The 19,674-nt window shown below is 66.6% G+C and carries 20 protein-coding genes; 11 read left to right on the forward strand and 9 right to left on the reverse strand.

Features of this window, described 5'->3' with window-relative positions; translation table 11 throughout:
• Positions 1-3 precede the first annotated feature (3 nt).
• Together ACWW1C_RS28980 and ACWW1C_RS28985 are read left to right on the forward strand one after the other, a co-directional pair.
• Positions 4-942: an NAD(P)/FAD-dependent oxidoreductase gene (locus tag ACWW1C_RS28980; RefSeq protein ID WP_455981467.1), complete on the forward strand. Its 939-nt coding sequence runs from the start codon at positions 4-6 to the stop codon at positions 940-942.
• Positions 943-1,023: 81 nt separating this feature from the next.
• Positions 1,024-1,869: a class I SAM-dependent methyltransferase gene (locus tag ACWW1C_RS28985; protein WP_455981468.1), complete on the forward strand. Its 846-nt coding sequence runs from the start codon at positions 1,024-1,026 to the stop codon at positions 1,867-1,869.
• Between the two features lie 15 nt (positions 1,870-1,884).
• Here ACWW1C_RS28985 and dnaB read toward each other — a convergent pair whose 3' ends face one another.
• The 5 genes from dnaB to rpsF all read right to left on the reverse strand — a co-directional run bounded on the left by dnaB (position 1,885) and on the right by rpsF (position 5,843).
• Positions 1,885-3,675 carry a replicative DNA helicase gene (dnaB, locus tag ACWW1C_RS28990; protein WP_455981469.1) on the reverse strand — a complete coding sequence of 597 codons (1,791 nt, stop codon included), beginning with the start codon at positions 3,673-3,675 and terminating at the stop codon, positions 1,885-1,887.
• Positions 3,676-4,184: 509 nt separating this feature from the next.
• Complete coding sequence (rplI, locus tag ACWW1C_RS28995; RefSeq protein WP_455981470.1) at positions 4,185-4,640, reverse strand: 50S ribosomal protein L9; 456 nt, start codon at positions 4,638-4,640, stop codon at positions 4,185-4,187.
• 16 nt (positions 4,641-4,656) lie between these two features.
• Positions 4,657-4,911: a 30S ribosomal protein S18 gene (gene rpsR / locus ACWW1C_RS29000; protein ID WP_043391572.1), complete on the reverse strand. Its 255-nt coding sequence runs from the start codon at positions 4,909-4,911 to the stop codon at positions 4,657-4,659.
• A gap of 47 nt (positions 4,912-4,958) precedes the next feature.
• The gene (locus tag ACWW1C_RS29005; RefSeq protein WP_455981471.1) at positions 4,959-5,471 is read right to left on the reverse strand and encodes a single-stranded DNA-binding protein; all 513 of its coding nucleotides are present in this window, start codon (positions 5,469-5,471) and stop codon (positions 4,959-4,961) included.
• Positions 5,472-5,552: 81 nt separating this feature from the next.
• Positions 5,553-5,843: a 30S ribosomal protein S6 gene (gene rpsF, locus ACWW1C_RS29010; protein WP_073695044.1), complete on the reverse strand. Its 291-nt coding sequence runs from the start codon at positions 5,841-5,843 to the stop codon at positions 5,553-5,555.
• 192 nt (positions 5,844-6,035) lie between these two features.
• Here rpsF and ACWW1C_RS29015 point away from each other — a divergent pair, with 192 nt between their 5' ends.
• The 3 genes from ACWW1C_RS29015 to ACWW1C_RS29025 all read left to right on the forward strand — a co-directional run bounded on the left by ACWW1C_RS29015 (position 6,036) and on the right by ACWW1C_RS29025 (position 8,082).
• Complete coding sequence (locus ACWW1C_RS29015) at positions 6,036-6,659, forward strand: hypothetical protein (RefSeq protein WP_455981472.1); 624 nt, start codon at positions 6,036-6,038, stop codon at positions 6,657-6,659.
• Between the two features lie 293 nt (positions 6,660-6,952).
• Positions 6,953-7,462, forward strand: a complete 510-nt coding sequence (locus tag ACWW1C_RS29020) for a hypothetical protein (RefSeq protein WP_455981473.1) — start codon at positions 6,953-6,955, stop codon at positions 7,460-7,462.
• Positions 7,463-7,491: 29 nt separating this feature from the next.
• Positions 7,492-8,082, forward strand: a complete 591-nt coding sequence (locus ACWW1C_RS29025; RefSeq protein WP_455981474.1) for a hypothetical protein — start codon at positions 7,492-7,494, stop codon at positions 8,080-8,082.
• Between the two features lie 246 nt (positions 8,083-8,328).
• Here ACWW1C_RS29025 and ACWW1C_RS29030 read toward each other — a convergent pair whose 3' ends face one another.
• From ACWW1C_RS29030 to ACWW1C_RS29045, 4 genes are all read right to left on the reverse strand, one after another.
• Positions 8,329-8,793, reverse strand: a complete 465-nt coding sequence (locus ACWW1C_RS29030) for an SRPBCC family protein (RefSeq protein WP_455981475.1) — start codon at positions 8,791-8,793, stop codon at positions 8,329-8,331.
• Between the two features lie 40 nt (positions 8,794-8,833).
• On the reverse strand, positions 8,834-10,492 hold the full coding sequence (locus ACWW1C_RS29035; RefSeq protein WP_455981476.1) for a glycosyltransferase family 87 protein: 1,659 nt from the start codon (positions 10,490-10,492) through the stop codon (positions 8,834-8,836).
• Positions 10,489-12,861: a transglycosylase domain-containing protein gene (locus tag ACWW1C_RS29040; RefSeq protein ID WP_455981477.1), complete on the reverse strand. Its 2,373-nt coding sequence runs from the start codon at positions 12,859-12,861 to the stop codon at positions 10,489-10,491. The genes ACWW1C_RS29035 and ACWW1C_RS29040 overlap by 4 nt, the downstream gene beginning before the upstream one ends.
• 88 nt (positions 12,862-12,949) lie before the next feature.
• The gene (locus tag ACWW1C_RS29045) at positions 12,950-13,381 is read right to left on the reverse strand and encodes a DUF5318 domain-containing protein (protein WP_455981478.1); all 432 of its coding nucleotides are present in this window, start codon (positions 13,379-13,381) and stop codon (positions 12,950-12,952) included.
• Positions 13,382-13,525: 144 nt separating this feature from the next.
• Between ACWW1C_RS29045 and ACWW1C_RS29050 the strand changes: the two genes are divergently transcribed.
• From ACWW1C_RS29050 to ACWW1C_RS29075, 6 genes are all read left to right on the forward strand, one after another.
• Complete coding sequence (locus tag ACWW1C_RS29050; RefSeq protein ID WP_455981479.1) at positions 13,526-14,380, forward strand: DUF1707 SHOCT-like domain-containing protein; 855 nt, start codon at positions 13,526-13,528, stop codon at positions 14,378-14,380.
• A 177-nt stretch (positions 14,381-14,557) separates the two neighbouring features.
• The gene (locus ACWW1C_RS29055; RefSeq protein WP_020099852.1) at positions 14,558-15,130 is read left to right on the forward strand and encodes a PadR family transcriptional regulator; all 573 of its coding nucleotides are present in this window, start codon (positions 14,558-14,560) and stop codon (positions 15,128-15,130) included.
• A gap of 53 nt (positions 15,131-15,183) precedes the next feature.
• A complete protein-coding gene (locus tag ACWW1C_RS29060; protein ID WP_455981480.1) occupies positions 15,184-16,272 on the forward strand; it encodes an inositol-3-phosphate synthase in 1,089 nt (362 codons plus the stop codon).
• Positions 16,273-16,459: 187 nt separating this feature from the next.
• Complete coding sequence (gene ahpC, locus ACWW1C_RS29065) at positions 16,460-17,023, forward strand: alkyl hydroperoxide reductase subunit C (protein WP_455981481.1); 564 nt, start codon at positions 16,460-16,462, stop codon at positions 17,021-17,023.
• A 120-nt stretch (positions 17,024-17,143) separates the two neighbouring features.
• On the forward strand, positions 17,144-18,715 hold the full coding sequence (gene ahpF / locus ACWW1C_RS29070; RefSeq protein ID WP_455981482.1) for an alkyl hydroperoxide reductase subunit F: 1,572 nt from the start codon (positions 17,144-17,146) through the stop codon (positions 18,713-18,715).
• Positions 18,716-18,754: 39 nt separating this feature from the next.
• Positions 18,755-19,651 (forward strand): alpha/beta fold hydrolase, encoded by an 897-nt coding sequence (locus ACWW1C_RS29075; RefSeq protein ID WP_455984481.1) that lies wholly within the window; start codon positions 18,755-18,757, stop codon positions 19,649-19,651.
• Positions 19,652-19,674 lie beyond the last annotated feature (23 nt).

Here is a 19,674-nt window from a genome sequence, read left to right on the forward strand (position 1 = left end):
GTCATGAGCACAACATGGGACGCCATAGTCGTCGGCGGCGGAGCCGCAGGCTTGAGCGCGGGTCTGGTACTGGGCCGGGCGCGGCGGCGAACGCTGCTGGTCGACGCGGGTCAGCAGAACAACCTCGCCGCCCACGGCATCGGCGGGTTGTTGGGTCACGACGGCCGCCCACCGGGCGAACTGTACGAGGCCGGGCGGCGGGAGATTGCCGCCTATCCGTCCGTCGAAGTGCGGACCGGTGAGGTGGTGGCGGGTGAGCGTGCCGGCGAGGTGTTCGAACTGCAACTGTCCGACGGTCGGCGTGAACGCACCCGTCGTGTGCTCCTGGCGGCCGGCATGGAGTACCGGCCACCTGCGCTGCCCGGGCTCGCGCAGTTGTGGGGGCGGTCGGTGTTCCACTGCCCCTTCTGCCACGGCTGGGAGGTTCGCGATCAACCGCTGGCGGTATTGGCCAATGGCAAGCGGGCAGTGCAATCGTCGGTATTGCTCAAAGGATGGAGCGACGACATTGTGCTCCTGACTGGAGGACCCGCGGAACTCGATGGTGACGCCCGATCCCTGTTGGCCGCGGCAGGCGTCGCGGTCGATGACCGGCCCATTGCTGAACTCGCCTCAACCAGTGGCGAATTGGAAGCCATCGTGTTCACGGACGGAACCCGGCTGGCACGCAGCGGTCTGCTCGTCGCGACGACACTGCATCAGCGGTCACAGTTGGCGCAGCAGCTCGGGGTCGGATTCGGTGAGCCGACGCCGGCGGTGGTGAATCCCATCGCAATCGATGCGCTCTGCCGGACAACAGTTCCCGGAATCTTCGCCGCCGGCGACAACGCCAATGCGCAAATGCCGCAGGTAGCCTCGGCGATCGCGACAGGTTCGCTCGCGGCCACGTCGATTGTGCAGAGTCTGTTGGCCGAGGACGCCGGCCTACCAACACCGGAATGAACGGGATGTGGCACCAATTTCGTTGGAATCAAAGGACTCTGGACAATGACTCCAACAAACAATGCCGCAAGGAATCGACCGATGGACATCACACAACCGAACGACGAGCAGACCGATCACTGGACCTCAACTGCGGCAGGCGCCTGGGTCGACGCGCAGGACCTGTTGGACCAGATGATGAAGGGATTGGAGGACCTGCTCGTCGACGGTGTGGTTGCCGGACCGGGGCGGCGGGTACTCGATGTCGGCTGCGGTACCGGCGGCACCACACTCGCCGCCGCCCGCAGGCTCGGCGCTGAGGGCCGGTGCATCGGCGCCGACGTGTCCGAGCCGATGATCGCCGCCGCCCGCAACAGGGCCGAAAGGGAAGGCATACCAGCGAGTTTCGTCCTCGCCGACGTGCAGACACATCCGTTCGAACGCGAAGGCGTCGACACGATCATCTCGCGATTCGGTGTCATGTTCTTCAACGACCCGATCCAGGCCTTCGCAAACCTGCGGCGCGCCACAACCGACAGCGGGTCGCTCCACGTCATCGCCTGGCGCAGCGCCGCGCAGAATCCGTTCATGACGACCGGCCTGCGCGAGGCGGCCCCGCTGCTGCCGAACCTTCCCGTCCCCGCGGCAGACGGCCCCGGACAGTTCTCCTTCGCCGACCCGCAACGGGTCACCGCGATCCTCGACGCGGGTGGTTGGGCCGACGTCGACCTCCAGCCGATCGACGTCGAGTGCACCCTGCCCGAACCGGAGTTGATCCGCTTCATTACGCAGCTGGGTCCTGTCGGTCTGGCCCTTCAAGGCAAGGACGAGCGGACCCGCGCCCACGTCATCGCCGCCGTCCGTCCCGCCTTCGATCCCTTTGTGCACGGAACCGAGGTTCGGTTCACCGCCGCGTGCTGGATGATCAGCGCGCAGGCGGCGGGATAGCAATAATCACCCCCGCTACCGCGCCATATTCGTAAACCGCGAGAAGTGAAGCTGGTGTGCCACAGTGATATTCGCGGTCGGGCCGTTACGGTGCTTACCCAGGATGATGTCGGCTTCACCACCGCGCGGGTCGTCTCGGTCGATGGAGTCCGGGCGGTGCAGCAGCATGACCATGTCGGCGTCCTGCTCCAGCGATCCCGATTCACGAAGGTCCGACACCTGCGGGCGCTTGTCGGTGCGCTGTTCGGGACCACGGTTCAGCTGGCTGATCGCGACCACGGGCACCTCGAGTTCCTTCGCCATCAGCTTCAGCGACCGCGAGAACTCCGAGACTTCCTGCTGCCGCGACTCGAACTTCTTACCCGAGGTCATCAGCTGCATGTAGTCGACGACGATGAGGCGCAGGTTGGCCTTCTGGTGCAGACGACGGGCCTTGGCCCGGATCTCCATCATGGTGAGGTTCGGTGAGTCGTCGATGTACAGCGGCGCCTCGGAGATCTCGCTCATGCGGCGAGCCAACTTGGTCCAGTCGTCGTCGCTCATGCGGCCCGAACGCATATCGCCCAGTTTGATCTTCGCTTCGGCCGAGAGCAGTCGCATGACGATCTCGGTCTTGCTCATTTCGAGCGAGAAGATGACGCTCGCCTGCTGGTGCTTGATCGAGCAGGACCGCATGAAGTCCAGGCCGATCGTCGAGTTGTGCGTCGGCACCATGGAGCGCCCGGCCAGGTACAGGTGGGCCGGGTTGTCGACCTCGACGCAGCGCACCGGCACCGAATCCACCCGGCGCACATCAGAAATCGTCACGGGGCGGGTCAGCACGGCCAGCCCGCCGGCGGTCAATGCCGGCTCGAGCCGGTCAGCGCCGGGCCGCAGGGTCGCGGTGGTGACGATGCCGCGGCCGGTCGGCCACTGGTGCGATGCGTCGGCCACGATGGTGGTGCCGTCCGACAGATCGATCTCGTAGCAGGGCCGCTCTTCCATCACCGGGGTCGCGGCGACGACGCGCGTGGGCCGTCCGTTGGCGTCGATCAGCTCGTCACCGACCGAGACGTCGCCCATGGTGGTCCAGCCGCCGGGGGTGGGCAGCGGAGTGTCGAGCGCCAGCGCCTTACCCACACCGGGGCGCGCGGCCACGATGATCATCTGGCCCGGGTGCAGGCCGTTGGTGATCTCGTCGAGCTCGGTGAAGCCGGTCGGGATGCCACGCGAGATACCGCCATTGGAAGCGATGGCGTCGATCTCGTCCATGGTGGGCTGCAGCAGCTCCTCCAGGACGGTGAAATCCTCGCTGCTGCGAGTCTGGGTGACGTCGTACATCTCGGCCTGTGCCCGGTCCACCAAGTCGGCCACATCGGCACCCTCGGCGCCCGCATAGCCGTACTGGACGACGCGCGTGCCGGCCTCGACGAGGCGGCGCAGCGTGGCCTTCTCGGCGACGATGCCGGCGTAGAAGCCGGCATTGGCGGCAGTCGGCACCGTGGAGATCAGGGTGTGCAGATACGGCGCACCACCGATGCGCTTGAGCAGACCGCGGCGGTCGAGCTCCGCGGCGACGGTGACGGCGTCAGCGGGCTCCCCGCGGCCGTACAGATCGAGGATGGCGTCGTAGACGTTCTGGTGCGCCGGACGGTAGAAGTCGCCCGGACGGAGGCGCTCCAGGACATCGGCGACCGCGTCCTTGGACAGCAGCATGCCCCCCAGCACCGACTGCTCGGCAGCCATGTCCTGCGGCGGTTGCCGGCCGAAATCCTCGCTGGGCGGTTCCTCCATGCCGGACCGACCCAGGTCGTCAGCGACAGCCACGAAGCGCTCCTCCTCCCCCGAAAATCAACATCAAACAAACGTTCGAAACGAGCTACTTGTGACCGTACTTCACCCCGCCGACAGGCCGGGCTCGCAAGCCGCTCCACCTGTCGTGCGACGCACCACGCTAGACGTTGCTGGCGCGCTCCGGAACCACCCCTGTTGATAACCCTGGGGATGAAATGTGGAAAGACGTGGACAACGATGTTGACGGGTTGGGGAGAACTTGTGGAATACCCGCGGGTAAATTCCCAATCCTGCAGGTCAACAGCCTATATATCGCCTGTGAGCCTGTGTATGGGAATTCATGCGGCGTGTCGTGCCGGGTAGCCATCTCGGGCGTGTTGTGTTGCGCGGACATGGCGTAAATGGGCCGCGTAGGTTAACAGCCGGCGTAGATCGTTGTTTGCAGATTGGCGGAGAATGTTCGCCCGTTGTCAACAGAAAACGCCCGGGCGAAGTCAAAGATTGACTCCACCCGGGCGTTCTGCTGCTTGAGCTACTGCGTCCTATCCGGCGACGACAGCCAGCGACACCGGCACGTTGACCGACGGGTGCAGACGCACCGCGATCTTGTGGGTGCCGACCGACTTGATGTGCGCCTTGGGCAGCTCGACGGTGCGCTTGTCCAGGTTCGGCCCACCGGCCTTCTTGATCGCGGCGACAACGTCGCCCGCGGTCACCGAACCGAACAGCTTGCCGCTGTCGGCACCGGCCTTGACAGCCAGCGACACGGGGCCGAGGGCCTCGATCGCCTGCTTCAGCTCGTTGGCGTGGTCCAGGTCGCGAACCGTCTTGGCGTCACGCGCCCGACGGATCTCGGTCGCCTGACGCTCGGCACCACGGCTGGCCACGATGGCCAGGCCGCGGGGCAGCAGGTAGTTGCGGCCGTAGCCGTCACGAACCTCAACGGTGTCGCCGGCCGAACCCAGGTGGTCGACCTCGGTGGTCAGAATGAGCTTCATATTTTCTCAGTCCTCCCTATCGAGTCGACGAGCTGAACGGGAGCAACGCAACCTCACGGGCGTTCTTCACGGCGATGGCGATGTCGCGCTGGTGCTGCACGCAGTTGCCGGTGACGCGACGCGCACGGATCTTGCCGCGCTCGCTGATGTAGGTCCGGAGCAGTCCGGTGTCCTTGTAATCGATGATCTGCGCCTTCTTGGAGCAGAACACGCACTTGCGGGTCTTGACCGGCTTTTCCGGCGCCGGACGCCGCTTGGTGGCCTTGGCCATGTGTTTCTCTTTCTGGGTCTAGCTGGTTGCCCAGCCAATTACGTGGATCAGAAGGGCGGCTCGTCGTCGGCGCCGCCGAACGAACCCGATGCCGGGGCGCTGCCCCACGGGTCGTCGGCCGGAGCGCCGCCACCAGCGGCCGGACGGGAGTTCCCGCCACCACCGCCGCCGAAGCCGCCACCGCCGCCGCCACTGCGGTTGGCCTTGTTCACCTTCGCCGTCGCGTACCGCAGGGACGGGCCGATCTCGTCGACCTCGACCTCCATTACGGTGCGCTTCTCGCCCTCACGGGTCTCGAACGAGCGCTGCTTCAGCCGGCCGGTCACGATGACACGCGACCCCCGGGTCAGGCTCTCGGCGACGTTCTCGGCCGCCTCGCGCCAGATGTTGCAGCGGAGGAACAGCGCCTCCCCGTCCTTCCACTCATTGCTCTGCCGGTCGAACATCCGCGGCGTCGAAGCCACGGTGAAGTTCGCAACAGCAGCACCGGACGGCGTGAAGCGCAGTTCCGGGTCAGCGGTCAGGTTTCCGATAACGGTGATGGTGGTGTCACCAGCCACGAGATCCTCCTGGGACGGATTGGGTGAATTAGGCGCGAGCCTACGCAAGGCCCGCGACAAATCCGCAGAGCTTCGGTGCTTCTAGTGCTTGTCGGTCCGCAGGACCTTGGTACGCAACACCGACTCGTTCAGGTTCAGCTGACGGTCGAGCTCGCTGACCGTGGCCGGTTCGGCCTTCAGGTCGACAACCGCGTAGATGCCTTCACCGTGCTTGGCGATCTCGTAAGCCAGCCGGCGACGGCCCCAGATGTCCACCTTTTCGACGCTGCCGCCGTCTTTGCGGACGACGTTCAGGAACGTCTCCAGCGACGGAGCTACGGTGCGCTCGTCAAGTGTGGGGTCGAGAATGACCATGATTTCGTATGGACGCATGTGGAACCCATCACCTCCTATGGTCGTGTCGGCCACGGCGTGTTCCGTGGCAGGAGGGTCGCCTGCGTCGGCAACCGGGTCAGGTTACCCGAAGAGGCCCTGAGCTGCGAAATCGGCGCTCGGAAGAGGCGTCCTGACGGCGGCGTCAAGATCACTAGTCTGGGTGTAGATCGTTGTCGGCGAGGGGGACGCATGACGTATTCGCAGGGGCCCTATGGCCAGGGATTTCCGGGGCAGCAGCCCGGGTACCCGCAGCAGCCGGGGTATCCGCAGGCCTATCCGGCCCAGCCCGCCTACCAGCAGGGATACCCGCAGCCGGGTGGTTATCCGCCCGCACCCGTGCCGCCGCCGTCGACCGGCGGGGTCGGTGGAGTCATCGCGGGCGTGCTGTCGATCATGGGCGGACTGCTGCATGGCTGCCTCGGTGCCGTGACCTTGGTGGAGTCCCTCACGAAGAAACCGGACCCCTTCACCACCCGCTCTTCGTCGCACCTCGGCGACTGGTTCCTTTCGATGTCGGTCATCGGCGGCCTGCTGATCCTGGCCGGCGGTTTCATGCTGCTGTCGCGCAAGCCGGCCAGTCGCTGGCTCATCGCCGTCGGATGTGTGCCCATCTTCGTGTTCGGACTCGGAGCCTTCCTGGCGGCAAATGCGGACGGGGCCGGCGTCGTCGGGGTGATCGCCCTCCCGATCGTGATCTTTTCCGTGGCGACCGTCGTACTGACCTTCCTGCCCTCGACCAACCGATGGATACGCGCCAGGCGGAATCTCATTGCGCCGCAGCCATATCCGTATTACCCGCCGTACCAGGGCTGAGTTCGGGCCACCCCCGCGCGGATTGTTGACCGCGAATCCGCGCACACGGCTACCCGGACTTCGTCGGCGTCAGTTCGCAGTCAATGCAAAAGTCGTCACCACCGATAGGCTGGTTCACAGCTTGTTGTCAGCGAGGGGGACGCATGACCTACCCACAGGGGCCGTACGGCCAAGGGTTTCCGGGGCAGCCCGGGTACCCACAGCAGCCGGGGTATCCGCAGAGTTATCCAGCCCAGCCGGGCTACCCGCAGGGATACCCCCAGCCGGGTGGTTATCCGGGCGGGTATCCGCCCATGCCACCTGCGTCGCCCAGCGGCGGTACGGCAATCACTGCGGGCGCGTTGGCAGCTCTGGGCGCGTTGGCGGGACTCGGCAGCGGGATTCTCGCGCTCATCGGCATTGCTGCGATCAAAAGTGATGCTGGGCTCTCGAACGGCTCCGACATCGGTGGCGATATCTACGCGTTGCTGATCGTCGGGAGCCTGGCCAGCATCGTCTTCGGCGCAGTGCTCCTCGCCGGTTCCGTGATGCTGTTTCAACACAAGATGCTCGGGCGCTGGCTCATCGTTGGCGGGTGCGCGCTTGCCATCGTGAGCAACGTGATCGGCTTCGCGGTACGCAGCAGTGCGACAGCCGGCTACCCGGGCTATGGCGGCTTGGGTGTGCTGCCGCTCTTGGGCATGGTCTTCCCGATCACCACGATCGTGTTGGTCATGCTGCCCTCGACAACCGCCTGGATTGAGGCCAAGCGCAATGCCGTTGCGCCGCAATATTTTCCGCAGTACCCGCCATACCAGGGCTGAGTGGACCGACCTGGCGGCAGAGGGGGAACATGACGTATCCGCAGTACCCGCAGCCAGGCGCCTACCCAGGTCCGCCGGCGGCACCGGCCCAGCCCAGCGGCGGCACCGCGATCACCGCCGGAGTGCTGGCGGCGCTGGGCGGATTGCTCAGCCTCGGCATCACCGCTGTCTCGCTGTTCTTCCTGATCGCCCTCGTATCGATCGGCAGCAACTTCGACCGATCTGATGTCGAATTCCTCGACAGCATCCTCGGCATCCTTGCCATCGGGCTGGTCGCCGTGGTGATCATCAGCCTCGTGCTCGGCACGCTGCTGAGCATCTTGCTCATCACCGGTGCGGTGCTGCTCTTTCGACGCAAGATGCTCGGCCGGTGGCTCGTGGTCAGTGGATGTGCGGTGGCCATCGTGAGCGAGGTGATGACGTACGTCTTCACCAGCGCCGTGACGTCGGGCGACTGGAACTCACCCGAAAGTGCCGTCAGCGCTTTTGTCGGCCTGGCATTCCCGATCACCACGATGGTCCTGGTGCTGCTGCCGTCAACCACCGCGTGGATCAAGGCGGAGCAGAGCCGGGGTGTGCCGCAGTATTTTCCGCAGTACCCGCCGACGTATCAGAGTTGAGTCGGAGGTTGTCATTGACGTTGCACCAGCGGCGTCGATCACTCGAACTATTTCATCCTCACCGCGGGGTCAACGCGTCGCCGCTGTTGACTCTGTGCCGGCGGCGCACGCCACTCGAACTTTTCCGCCGTGTGTTCAGAGTCAGCGGTCACAACCGCAACTGCTGATACTGACCCTGTAACCAGGGCTCCAGCTACTCGGACTTTTTCGCCCTCAGCCCAGGGTCAACGCCGTGAAGACGAGAACCTAGGCCTCGGCCGTTTTCTTGATCGCGGCCAGCGTCAGCGGGATGCCTTCCTTCGCGTGCTTCGTGCGGAGTGCGATCTGCGCATCGGCGTCGTCGTGCCAACGCCCATGGAAGCCCGCGATGCCGGCCGGCAAGAACTCCCACGACTGCGTGAGCCGAGTGCCGTCGTCGACGGGATCGAGGGTGAAGCCCCAGCGCACCCAGCCGCCGTTGACCTCCCAGACGAACTCGCGGCCGGGCTCGGCGACCACGACCTGGCTGCGGGTCTCCCAAGTCCGGTCGCCCGCTTCGTTGCGGCCCTTGAACCAGGCACCGGCGACAGGGCCGGCGTCCTCGTCCTCCCACCAGCACTCTTTGCACTGCGGGCTCCACTGGCCCATGTTGGTCACGTCGGAGACCAGGGCATAGAGGGTCTCAGGATCGGAATCGACGACGATGGAATCGGAGAAGGTCAGGTCGGTCACGCCTCGACCCTGCCACCGCGCGGCACGGAACGCAGCCCATTTATGCCGTGGGCGCGAGCTCGGGTTCCGGGTCAGGATCGGGTTCGGCGACGGCGATCGGGCGCGGGCGTAACCGGGCCGGCAACCAGCGCGGCGGATTGTCGTCGGCTTCGTCGAAGACGCCGCCGGACGGATCGTCAATGGGCGAGCCCCGGCCTCCGGATCGCACCAGATCCAGCTCCGGCCGGTAGATCGCACGAATCACCAATGCGCACAGTCCGATCACCGCGATGTCCCGCAGAAGGACGGTCGTCGTGAAGAACTGTTCGGGCAATCCGAGCTTGGGGTCGTCGTACAGATACAGCATCCGCGGAATCCAGATCAGCGCGTCGATGGTCATCCACGCCAACAGGATTCGACGATGCGGCAGCGCGAGCGCGGCCAGCGGCACCAGCCACAGCGAGTACTGCGGGCTCCACACCTTGTTGGTCAACAGGAACGCCGCCACCACCAGGAAAGCCAGCTGCGCCAGCCGTGGGCGTTGCGGCGCCGTCCACGCGACGTAAGCGATTGCCGCACAACACAAGACGAAGAGCACCGCGCTGACGGAGTTGAGTACCGTCGGCGGCTCCCAGAACCCGAGGTTGGTGTCGAAGCCGCCCCAGCCGGTGAAGGACTTCACCACGTTGTACAGCGAGTCCATGTCATCGCCGCGACGGGTGTTGAGCCGGAAGAACTCCGACCACCCGCGCGGGTACATCACCATGATCGGCAGGTTCACCGCGATCCAGGTGATCAGCGCGGTGATCGCGGTCTTGGCCACCGGCCGCCACCTGCCGGTCCGCACCGCCAGCATCGCCAGCGGGATGAGCAGCAAGAGGGGATACAGCTTCAGGGCCACCCCGACCCCGATGAACACCCCGGCCACCACCGGTTTCCGGCGTGACCAGGCCAGCATGGCGCCGGCCGCGCACCCCGTCGCGAGCGCGTCGAAGTTGGTGAACGCCTGGAAGATCAGGATCGGCGACCCAGCCACGACCGCGGCGTCCCACGGCCGCCGCCCGGACATCCGCATGGTGGCCCACACGGTGGCCATCCAGGCCAGCGCAAGCCCGAACGCCGAGATGTTGAAGAACATGATCACCTCGGCGACCACCGGCATCCGGACCAGCTTCGACAACGCCGTGTACGTCTTGGCCACGGACATGGACGCGTACTGGTACATGCCCGTCAGCACCGGATACTCCATGTAGCGAATCGCGCGGGTCCCGTCGTACTGCACGCGCGGCTTGTGGGCGCTGTCGGTCTCGATCCAGCTCGACTTGTACGGGAACTTGCCGAGGTTCAGCAGCTCCGCGGTATAGAGCGGCACGGTGTCCGAGTAGCAGAACTCGTAGTACGCGCGCTGGTTCTGCCAGTTGGCGACGCGCTGATCGGCGGTGCCGCTCCCGGTCGTCACCAGGCACGGCGCCTTCGTCGTGTAGCCCAGCCCGAGGAACACCAGCGCGATCAGCAACATCACGCGGAACGGCGTCAGGAACGGCGCTCGGCCGATCATCGCGTGCCGGCCCACCGGCCCACCCACGACGCCGGACAGCGCCGCGCCCAAGGCGTCGGTGCGGCTGGGCAGGTCGCGGTCGTCGGCGCTGCGCAGGTCCTGGGCGAGCCGGGCCGGCGAGACCGTCGGGGCGCCGGGCTCGTCTGGTTCGTCGACCGTCACGGCGGCGGCGGGGGGCCAGGCTGGTTCGGGTCACCGCCACCAGGCGGCGGCACCTCCTGATGCGGGGGAACCTGCATCGTGGTCGGCGGTCCGAACGGGATCGTGATGCCCGGGGCGACGACGAGCGTCGGCTGGACCACCGTCTCGGTCGGCGCGCCCGGCGGGGGCGCCTGGGGGTCATCAGGGGCCGGCGGCTTGATCACCGGTGCCTGCGGCACGCCCGCGTACCCGCCGATGGCGGTGGGCTTGGGGAACGACTCGTTGTCGGTGCCCTTCAGCGCGCCGTCCATCGTCGACTTCCAGATGTCCGACGGCAGGCCCGAGCCGTACACCGGCCCGCCGCCCTTGTTCACCAGTGGCTGCGTCCCGGCCGTCGTACCGACCCACACCGCGGTGGACAGCGACGGCGTGTAGCCGACCATCCACGCGTCGCGGTTGGCGCCGGTGTCACCGAGCTGCACGGTGCCCGTCTTCGCCGCCGACGCCCGGCCGCCGGCCAGGTTGTGGCCGCGCGAATAGCCGGCGATGGGCTGCATCGCAGAGGTCACGTTGTCGGCGACGGCCTTCGGAATCCGCTGCTCACCCGAGTTGTCCTGGGACGAGGCGTCGAACAGCACCTGACCGTCGCCGTTGACGACCTTCTGCACGAAGTGCGGCTTGTGGTACTCACCGGACGCCGCGAGCGTCGCATACGCCGAGGCCATGTCCAGGGCACGGCTCTGGTACTGACCCAGCACGACACCGTTGTTGGGCGGTCCGCCCTTGCCGTCCTCGGACAGCGTGTGCTCGACGCCGGGGAAGCTGTCGGCGATACCGGCCTTGTGCGCGGCGTCGGCGACGTCCTGCGCGCCGTGCTTGAGCTTGAGCATCAACCGGTAGTAACTGGTGTTCAGCGACCGCTTCAGCGCCTCGGCGATGCTGCAGGTGCCGCACCCCTCGCCCTCGACGTTGGTGATGTTGATGCCGTTGACCGTCACCGGCGAGCTGTCGACCTGGTACCCCAGGCCGATGCCCTGCTCCAGCGCCGCCACCAACGCGAAGACCTTGAACGACGAGCCCGTCGGCAGACCGGCCTGCGCGAAATCGAAGCCGTTGGCGTCGGAGCCGCCGTAGTAGGCCTTGATGCCGCCGGTATGCGGATCGACCGACACCACCGCCGCGCGCATGTCGTCGGCCTGGCCGTCCAGGTACTTCGACACCCCGTCCTCGGCGGCCGATTGCGCCTTGGGATCGATGGTCGTGGTGACCTGCAGCCCCTCGGTGTTCAGCGCCTGCTCGTTGATGTTGAAGATGCTCTGCAGCTCCTTCATCACCTGCCGCTGGATCAGTCCGTTGGGCCCCTCGGTCTGGTTCGCCTGCCGCGCCTGCTCCGGCGGCACCGTGGCCGGGAACTTCTGCTGCGCGCGGTCCTCCTTGGACAGCGCACCCATGGTCACCATGCCGTCGAGCACCCAGTTCCAGCGCTCGGCGGCGCCCTCCGGGTCGACGGCCGGGTCCAGGGTCGACGGCCGCTGGATCAGGGCCGCGAGCAACGCGCCCTCGGCGACGTCGAGCTGCTCGACCGGCTTGCCGAAGTAGGCCTTCGACGCCGCGCCGATGCCATAGGTACCGCGGCCGAAATAGATGATGTTCAGGTACGCCTGCAGCACTTCGTCTTTCGACCACTGCCGCGACATCTTGGTGGCGATCACCAGTTCCTTGGCCTTGCGGACCAAACCGCCCATGCCGGAACGGGCGTCACCGACCAATGCGTTCTTGACGTACTGCTGCGTGATGGTCGACCCACCCTGCAGGTCGCCGCCGAAGATGTTGTTCTTGAACGCGCGCGCGAAGCCGGAGAACGAGAAGCCCGGGTTGGTGTAGAAATCCCGGTCCTCGGCGGCCATCACCGCGTTGCGGACATGCACCGGGATCTGGTCGATGTTGACGTCGACCCGGTTCCCCTCCGGTGGGACGAACTTCGCGAGCTCACTGCCGTCACTGGCCAGGATGGTCGACACCTGGTTGGTGCGGATGTCGCCCGGCTTGGGGATGTCGACGATGAGGTACGCCATCCCGAACGTGACGATCGGCAGCACCAGCAACACCACGGCGCCGGCGTAACAGAGCCGCCGGAACACCTTCCAGTTCCACTTGAACTGCGGCAACTGGGGGCCGCCGGACTTTCCACCACCGGTCCGCGGCGGCGGTGGGGGCGGCGACGTCGGCGGCGGCGGGTTCATGCCAGCGCTCGGACTCATCGGGGGCTGGCTCGGGCGCTTGGTGCCATCGAGCGCGGCCTTCACCGCGTCGATCGGATCCCGCAGCCGCGGGTCGTCGGCCTTGGCGACCGGCGGCAGGATCATGGTCCGCCGGTCGTCCGGCGGCACGGGTCCGGGGCGACCTTGCGGTGCGCCGGCCGGCCCTCTGGTCGCGCCGCTGTCCGACCGGCTGTGTCGCCCAGCCCCGCTCGCTCCGTCACTCACTGGCGGTGCGCGCTTTCGAGCGCGCCGCCCGGGTGCCACGAGGCTTCGCCGCCTTCGGAGGACTCGGCGTCCCTAATACATATGACTTGACCAAATGATTCCAACTGCAAGTGCGGCATACCTCCACCACGTGAACCGCGAATTCGTCGAATTTGGCGGCCAGCATGACGAGCTCCTCGGTGCTGCGGGCCGAACCCGACACCGCCCCGAGGTGATCGCCGAAGACCCATGACACCAATGTCAGTGGTTCTTTTCGGCAGATGGGGCACATCACCGAACTGGACCGGCCATGAAATTTTGCTGCGCGCAGCAGGTACGGGTTGGCGTCACACACCTCGGTGACGCCGGTGCGGCCCGAGTAGACCTCGGCCAGCAGCGACCTGCGCCGGAGCGCATAGTCGACCACCTGCCGCTGCAATCGCACGTTGACCAGAGTACGTCGGGCACCGCGGCGCCGACGCGTGATGGCGCGCTTGTGGCCGGGTTGTGGCCGCCCCGAGAGGTGCAGCGGCGAACGGCGTGTGGCCGGGCTCACGTGGGCCCGCCACCTGACCTTTACGCTTTCCCGGTGGCCACCGCAGCGACCCGCGCGAAAGACAGCGACCGCAACGACACCTGCCAGATTCTGGACATGGCATTGGCCGACGGCCAATTGTCCGCGGAGGAACACCGGCAGCGCGTCGCAGCGGCCACCAAAGCCGTGACTCTCGGGGAGCTGCGCTCGCTGGTGACCGATCTGCAGACCGCGAATTCACAGGTCAAGCTGCCTACCTTGAAGACCGGCGCGGGACGTGCGGTGCGGACGACGGGCTGGGGTGTCCTGGCCGCCGGCGCTGCGGTGATGCTCGTCGTCGGCCTCGCGATCGGCTGGGGCGTCTACGCCGCGCCCGGCCAGTCGCCATTGACCGCGGCCGAAGACCCGGGCGCCAAGCCCGACGGTGTCGCTCCCCTGGTCCTCACCCCACCGCGCCAACTGCAGTCGCTCGGCGGGCTGACCGGGTTGTTCACCCAGATGACGAAGAAGTTCGGCGACACCACGGGGTATGAGCTGAGCATCTACTCGGACTACGCGATCCTCGAGCGTCCCGACCCGGCCGAACCGCGCCGGGTGCTCCGGTACGACTATCGCGGCGGCTGGGACGATCCCGACACCACGTCGGTGAGCAGCGACGAGCGTGTCGTCGACCTCGGCAAATTCGACGTCCAGAAGATCGCCGCCATCCTGCACGGCGCACCGGAGACCCTCGGCATCAAGCGCAACGAGATCAACACCGTCTACATCGACATCAAGGCCGGCAAGGACATCACCGCGCCGCAGGACACCGTCGCGATCTCGATCTACGTCTCCGGGAAGTTCAACAACAGCGGCTACATCGAGCTGGACCCCGAGGGCAACACGAAGCGGATCAACTACCCCGGCTGATCGCTCCGTGTTCGGCCGGCGTTGACGGCCGCATCGATTGCCGTTCATGTCCGTATGGGGTTCGATTGGCCCCGTATATATCGGCGCGATACTATTGCGCGAGGTGTTGAAGCGTCCTAGCGCTCAATATCTAGTGGCGTCAATTTACATGGTCGATTCGAGCTGGGAGGTGACACTGTGCTGGAGCTGGCCATCCTGGGGCTTCTGCTGGAGTCCCCCATGCACGGCTACGAGCTGCGCAAACGGCTGACCGGACTGCTCGGCGCGTTCCGGGCGTTCTCGTACGGCTCGTTGTACCCGGCGTTGCGTCGCATGCAGGCCGACGGCCTGATCGTCGAAGACGCGGCGCCGCTCGGTTCGACGAAGGTGCGTCGCGCCCGTCGCGTCTACCAACTCACCGACGCCGGCAAGCAACGGTTCACCGAACTCGTCGCGGACACCGGCCCCCAGAACTACACCGATGACGGATTCGGTGTGCACTTGGCGTTCTTCAACCGCACGCCCGCCGAAGCCAGGATGCGAATCCTGGAAGGGCGGCGCCGTCAGGTCGAGGAGCGTCGCGAAGGTCTGCGCGAGGCGATCGCACGGGCCAGCAGTTCACTCGACCGCTACACCCGCCAGCTGCATCAGCTCGGGCTCGAGTCCAGTGAACGCGAAGTGAAATGGCTCAACGAGCTGATTGCTGCCGAACGCGTGGCAACTGCCGGACCGACGGCACCGCCGTCACAAGGCCACGCCGACCAAACCTGAGCGCACGCGCCCCCGGCGAATGCACTGAAAGAGTAGGAAAAGGAGACCGTCACATGTCCGAGTCGAACGAGGTTCGCGTCGCAATCGTCGGCGTAGGCAACTGCGCGGCATCGCTCGTGCAGGGCGTGCAGTACTACCAGGACGCCGACGAGAACTCGACCGTCCCGGGCCTGATGCACGTCAAGTTCGGCCAGTACCACGTGCGCGACGTGAAGTTCGTCGCCGCGTTCGACGTGGACGCCAAGAAGGTCGGCTTCGACCTCTCCGAGGCCATCGGTGCTTCCGAGAACAACACCATCAAGATCGCCGACGTGCCGCCGACCGACATCATCGTGCAGCGCGGCCCGACCCTCGACGGCATCGGCAAGTACTACGCCGAGACCATCGAGGTGTCCGACGCCGAGCCGGTCGACGTGGTCAAGGCACTCAAGGACGCCCGCGTCGACGTCCTGGTCTCCTACCTGCCCGTCGGCTCCGAAGAGGCCGACAAGTTCTACGCCCAGTGCGCCATCGACGCCAAGGTCGCGTTCGTCAACGCGCTGCCGGTGTTCATCGCGTCCGACCCCGTGTGGGCCAAGAAGTTCGAGGACGCCGGCGTGCCGATCGTCGGTGACGACATCAAGAGCCAGGTCGGCGCCACCATCACCCACCGCGTGATGGCCAAGCTGTTCGAGGACCGCGGCGTGACCCTGGACCGCACCTACCAGCTGAACGTCGGCGGCAACATGGACTTCAAGAACATGCTCGAGCGCGAGCGCCTGGAGTCCAAGAAGGTCTCCAAGACCCAGGCCGTCACCTCGAACCTGACCGGCTCGCTGGCCGACAAGGTCTACGACAAGAACGTGCACATCGGCCCGTCGGACTATGTCGCATGGCTCGACGACCGCAAGTGGGCCTACGTCCGCCTCGAGGGCCGCGCCTTCGGTGACGTGCCGCTGAACCTGGAGTACAAGCTCGAGGTGTGGGACTCCCCCAACTCGGCCGGCATCATCATCGACGCCGTACGCGCCGCCAAGATCGCCAAGGACCGCGGCCTCGGTGGCCCGATCCTGCCGGCCTCGGCCTACCTCATGAAGAGCCCGCCGGAGCAGGTCGCCGACGACCTCGCCCGGACGCAGCTGGAAGCCTTCATCGCGGGCTAGTTTTTCGACGTCAGAGTGGGCGGCCAGGTGAAACCTGGTCGCCCACTTGGCGTTTGAGGGGTCGCTGCCATGGCGGCCGGTGTTGTGAGACTGGCCACAACCTCAGTTTAAATTGGATTGAGTCCAGAAACTGGGACTAAGCTTGGGACTCGTAAAGACATCCGATAAACCCGAAGCGAGGTTCCCCGTGGCCCTGATCAACAAGCAGATCAAGCCGTTCTCCGCGACCGCATACAAGAACGGCACCTTCATCCCCGTGTCCGAGGCCGACATCGCGGGCAAGTGGGCCATCTTCTTCTTCTACCCGGCCGACTTCACCTTCGTCTGCCCGACCGAGCTCGGCGACCTTGCCGACCACTACGACGAGCTGCAGCGCCTCGGCGTCGAGGTGTTCTCGGTGTCCACCGACACGCACTTCACCCACAAGGCGTGGCACGACTCGTCCGACACCATCGGCAAGATCCAGTACGCCATGATCGGCGACCCGACCCTGCAGATCAGCACCAACTTCGAGGTGCTCCGCGAGGACCAGGGCCTCGCCGACCGCGGCACCTTCCTGGTCGACCCCGACGGCGTCGTCCAGTTCACCGAGGTCACCGCCGAGGGCATCGGCCGCAACGCCGCCGAGCTGGTTCGCAAGGTCAAGGCCGCTCAGTACGTGCGCAACCACCCGGGCGAGGTCTGCCCGGCCAAGTGGGAAGAGGGCGAAGAGACCCTCGCCCCGTCGCTGGAACTCGTCGGCAAGATCTAGTTCTCCACGTCTGGTGAGTGGTACGGGCCGGGCTCGTACCACTCACCGGAACTGATCCATACCAACATCTTTCGGGCCGCAAGCGCCCTGCCATTCCTATCCTCGATGGAGTTGATCCGCATGCTCGACACCTCACTCGCCGGCCAACTGAAGTCCCTCCTGGAGCGCCTGACCGCGCCCATCGAGCTGGTGTCCTCCCTCGATGACAGCCCCAAGTCCACCGAGCTCGCCGCGCTGCTCACCGAGATCGCCGCGATGTCGGACAAGATCACCTACGCCCGCGCCGACGACGACGCCCGCCGGCCGTCGTTCGCCATCCGCCGCAGCGGCACCGATGTCGAGGTCCGCTTCGCGGGCATCCCCCTCGGCCACGAGTTCTCCTCGTTGGCCCTGGCCCTCCTGCAGGTCGGTGGCTACCCGTCGAAGGAAGCCCCCGAGCTGCTCGAGCAGGTACGGAACCTGGACGCCGACCTGCACTTCGAGACGTACTTCTCGCTGTCCTGCCAGAACTGCCCCGACGTGGTGCAGGCACTGAACCTGATGGCGATCCTGAACCCGCGCATCAGCCACGTCGCGATCGACGGCGCGCTCTTCAAGGACGAGGTCGAACAGCGCAAGGTGCTCGCCGTCCCCACCGTCTTCCTCAACGGTGAGGTGTTCGACTCCGGCCGGATGACCCTCGAACAGATCATCGGCAAGGTCGACACCGGCGCCGCGCAGCGCACCGCCGAAGCGATCGCCGAGAAGGACCCCTTCGACGTGCTGGTGGTCGGCGGCGGACCCGCAGGCGCCGCGGCCGCAATCTACGCCGCCCGCAAGGGGATTCGCACGGGCGTGGTCGCCGAACGGTTCGGTGGTCAGGTGCTCGACACCATGGCGATCGAGAACTACATCTCCGTCCCGCACACCGAAGGGCCGAAGTACGCCGCGGCGCTGGAAGCCCACGTCGGCGACTACGACGTCGACGTCATGAATACCCAGCGCGGCGCGAAGCTGCTGCCCGCACTCGACGACGGCGGGCTCATCGAGATCTCGCTGGAGAGCGGCGCCTCGCTGACCGCCCGCAACGTCATCCTGGCCACCGGTGCCCGGTGGCGCTCCATGGACGTGCCCGGCGAGGCCGAGTACCGCAACAAGGGCGTCACCTACTGCCCGCACTGCGACGGGCCGCTGTTCAAGGGCAAGCGCGTCGCCGTCGTCGGCGGCGGCAACTCCGGCGTGGAGGCCGCGATCGACCTCGCCGGCGTCGTCTCCCACGTGACGCTGATCGAGTTCGATTCGGTGCTGCGCGCCGACGAGGTGCTGCAGCGCAAGCTCCGCAGCCTGCCCAACGTCGACATCCTGCTGAGCACGCTGACCACCGAGGTCCTCGGCGACGGCGACCAGGTCACCGGCCTGACCTACCAGGACCGCACCACCGGCGACTCGCACAAGCTCGAGTTGCAGGGCGTCTTCGTCCAGATCGGCCTCCTGCCCAACACCGAGTGGCTCGAGGGCAGCGTCGAACTGTCCAAGCGCGGCGAGATCGTCATCGACGAGCGCGGCCAGACCTCGGTCCCCGGCGTGTTCGCCGCCGGCGACTGCACGACGGTGCCGTTCAAGCAGATCGTCATCGCCGCCGGAGCCGGTGCGACAGCGGCACTCTCGGCGTTCGATCATCTGATCCGGACCACCGCCCCGGTCGGCAGCTGAGCGCTCCGCGGCCCGGGCGTAGTGTCCGAAGACGTGGCTCTGGAGATTTCTGACGACGACCTGCTGACGCTCGACGAGTTCGGGCTGCTGCCCGAGAACGCCGAGCAGATCGGCGCGACCGGTCCGCTGCCGACCGTGTCCCGGATCGACGACGGGCCGGTCAGCCTGCTGAAGTGGGGCATCGCGGCGCCCGAGGTGGTGTTCCTGCACGGCGGCGGGCAGAACGCGCACACCTGGGACACCGTCATCCTCGGTCTCGGGGTGCCCGCGTTGGCGATCGACCTGCCCGGGCACGGCCGGTCGGGCTGGCGCGAAGACGGCGACTACGGGCCCAAGCTGAACGCCGAAACGCTGCGGCCGGTGCTGCGCGCACACGCGCCCGACGCCCGACTGGTCGTCGGGATGTCGCTGGGCGGGCTGACGGCGCTGCGTATCGCTGCCACCGAACCCGCCCTGGTGCCCGAACTGGTGCTGGTCGACGTCACCCCGTCCGCGCCGGAACGCCATGAGCAGATGACGCAGGCACAGCTGGGCGCGGTGGCGTTGGTGAAGGGCGACCGCAGCTTCCCGAGTTTTCAGGCGATGCTCGACGTCACCGTGGCGGCGTCGCCGCACCGCAGCCGGAACTCATTGCGCCGCGGCGTCTTTCACAACGCCAAGCAACTCGACGACGGCACGTGGACCTGGCGGTACGACGCCATTCGGATCGGCGACGGTTTTGTCGGGCTGTGGGACGACGTCCCCGCCATCACCATGCCGACCACGCTGGTCCGCGGCGCCAAGTCGTACTTCGTCCACGACGACGATGCCGCCGCCTTCGCCGCCGGTGCGCCCGGCTTCCAGCGGACCCATGTGGTCGCCGATTCCGGGCACTCGGTGCAGGGTGACCAGCCGGCTGCGCTCGTCGAGATCCTGCGGGGCGTCCTCGGCGGCTGAAATCGCCGTACTGACCGGCCCTG

Source organism: Mycobacterium sp. HM-7 (assembly GCF_053852335.1).

What these genes read in the sequence shown, in the direction of transcription:
- ACWW1C_RS28980 (WP_455981467.1), top strand. Translation starts at nt 4, where the DNA reads ATGAGCACAACATGGGACGCCATAGTCGTCGGCGGCGGAGCCGCAGGC.
- ACWW1C_RS28985 (WP_455981468.1), top strand. Translation starts at nt 1,024, where the DNA reads ATGGACATCACACAACCGAACGACGAGCAGACCGATCACTGGACCTCA.
- rplI (WP_455981470.1), bottom strand. Translation starts at nt 4,640, where the DNA reads ATGAAGCTCATTCTGACCACCGAGGTCGACCACCTGGGTTCGGCCGGC.
- rpsR (WP_043391572.1), bottom strand. Translation starts at nt 4,911, where the DNA reads ATGGCCAAGGCCACCAAGCGGCGTCCGGCGCCGGAAAAGCCGGTCAAG.
- rpsF (WP_073695044.1), bottom strand. Translation starts at nt 5,843, where the DNA reads ATGCGTCCATACGAAATCATGGTCATTCTCGACCCCACACTTGACGAG.
- ACWW1C_RS29015 (WP_455981472.1), top strand. Translation starts at nt 6,036, where the DNA reads ATGACGTATTCGCAGGGGCCCTATGGCCAGGGATTTCCGGGGCAGCAG.
- ACWW1C_RS29020 (WP_455981473.1), top strand. Translation starts at nt 6,953, where the DNA reads ATGCCACCTGCGTCGCCCAGCGGCGGTACGGCAATCACTGCGGGCGCG.
- ACWW1C_RS29025 (WP_455981474.1), top strand. Translation starts at nt 7,492, where the DNA reads ATGACGTATCCGCAGTACCCGCAGCCAGGCGCCTACCCAGGTCCGCCG.
- ACWW1C_RS29060 (WP_455981480.1), top strand. Translation starts at nt 15,184, where the DNA reads ATGTCCGAGTCGAACGAGGTTCGCGTCGCAATCGTCGGCGTAGGCAAC.
- ahpF (WP_455981482.1), top strand. Translation starts at nt 17,144, where the DNA reads ATGCTCGACACCTCACTCGCCGGCCAACTGAAGTCCCTCCTGGAGCGC.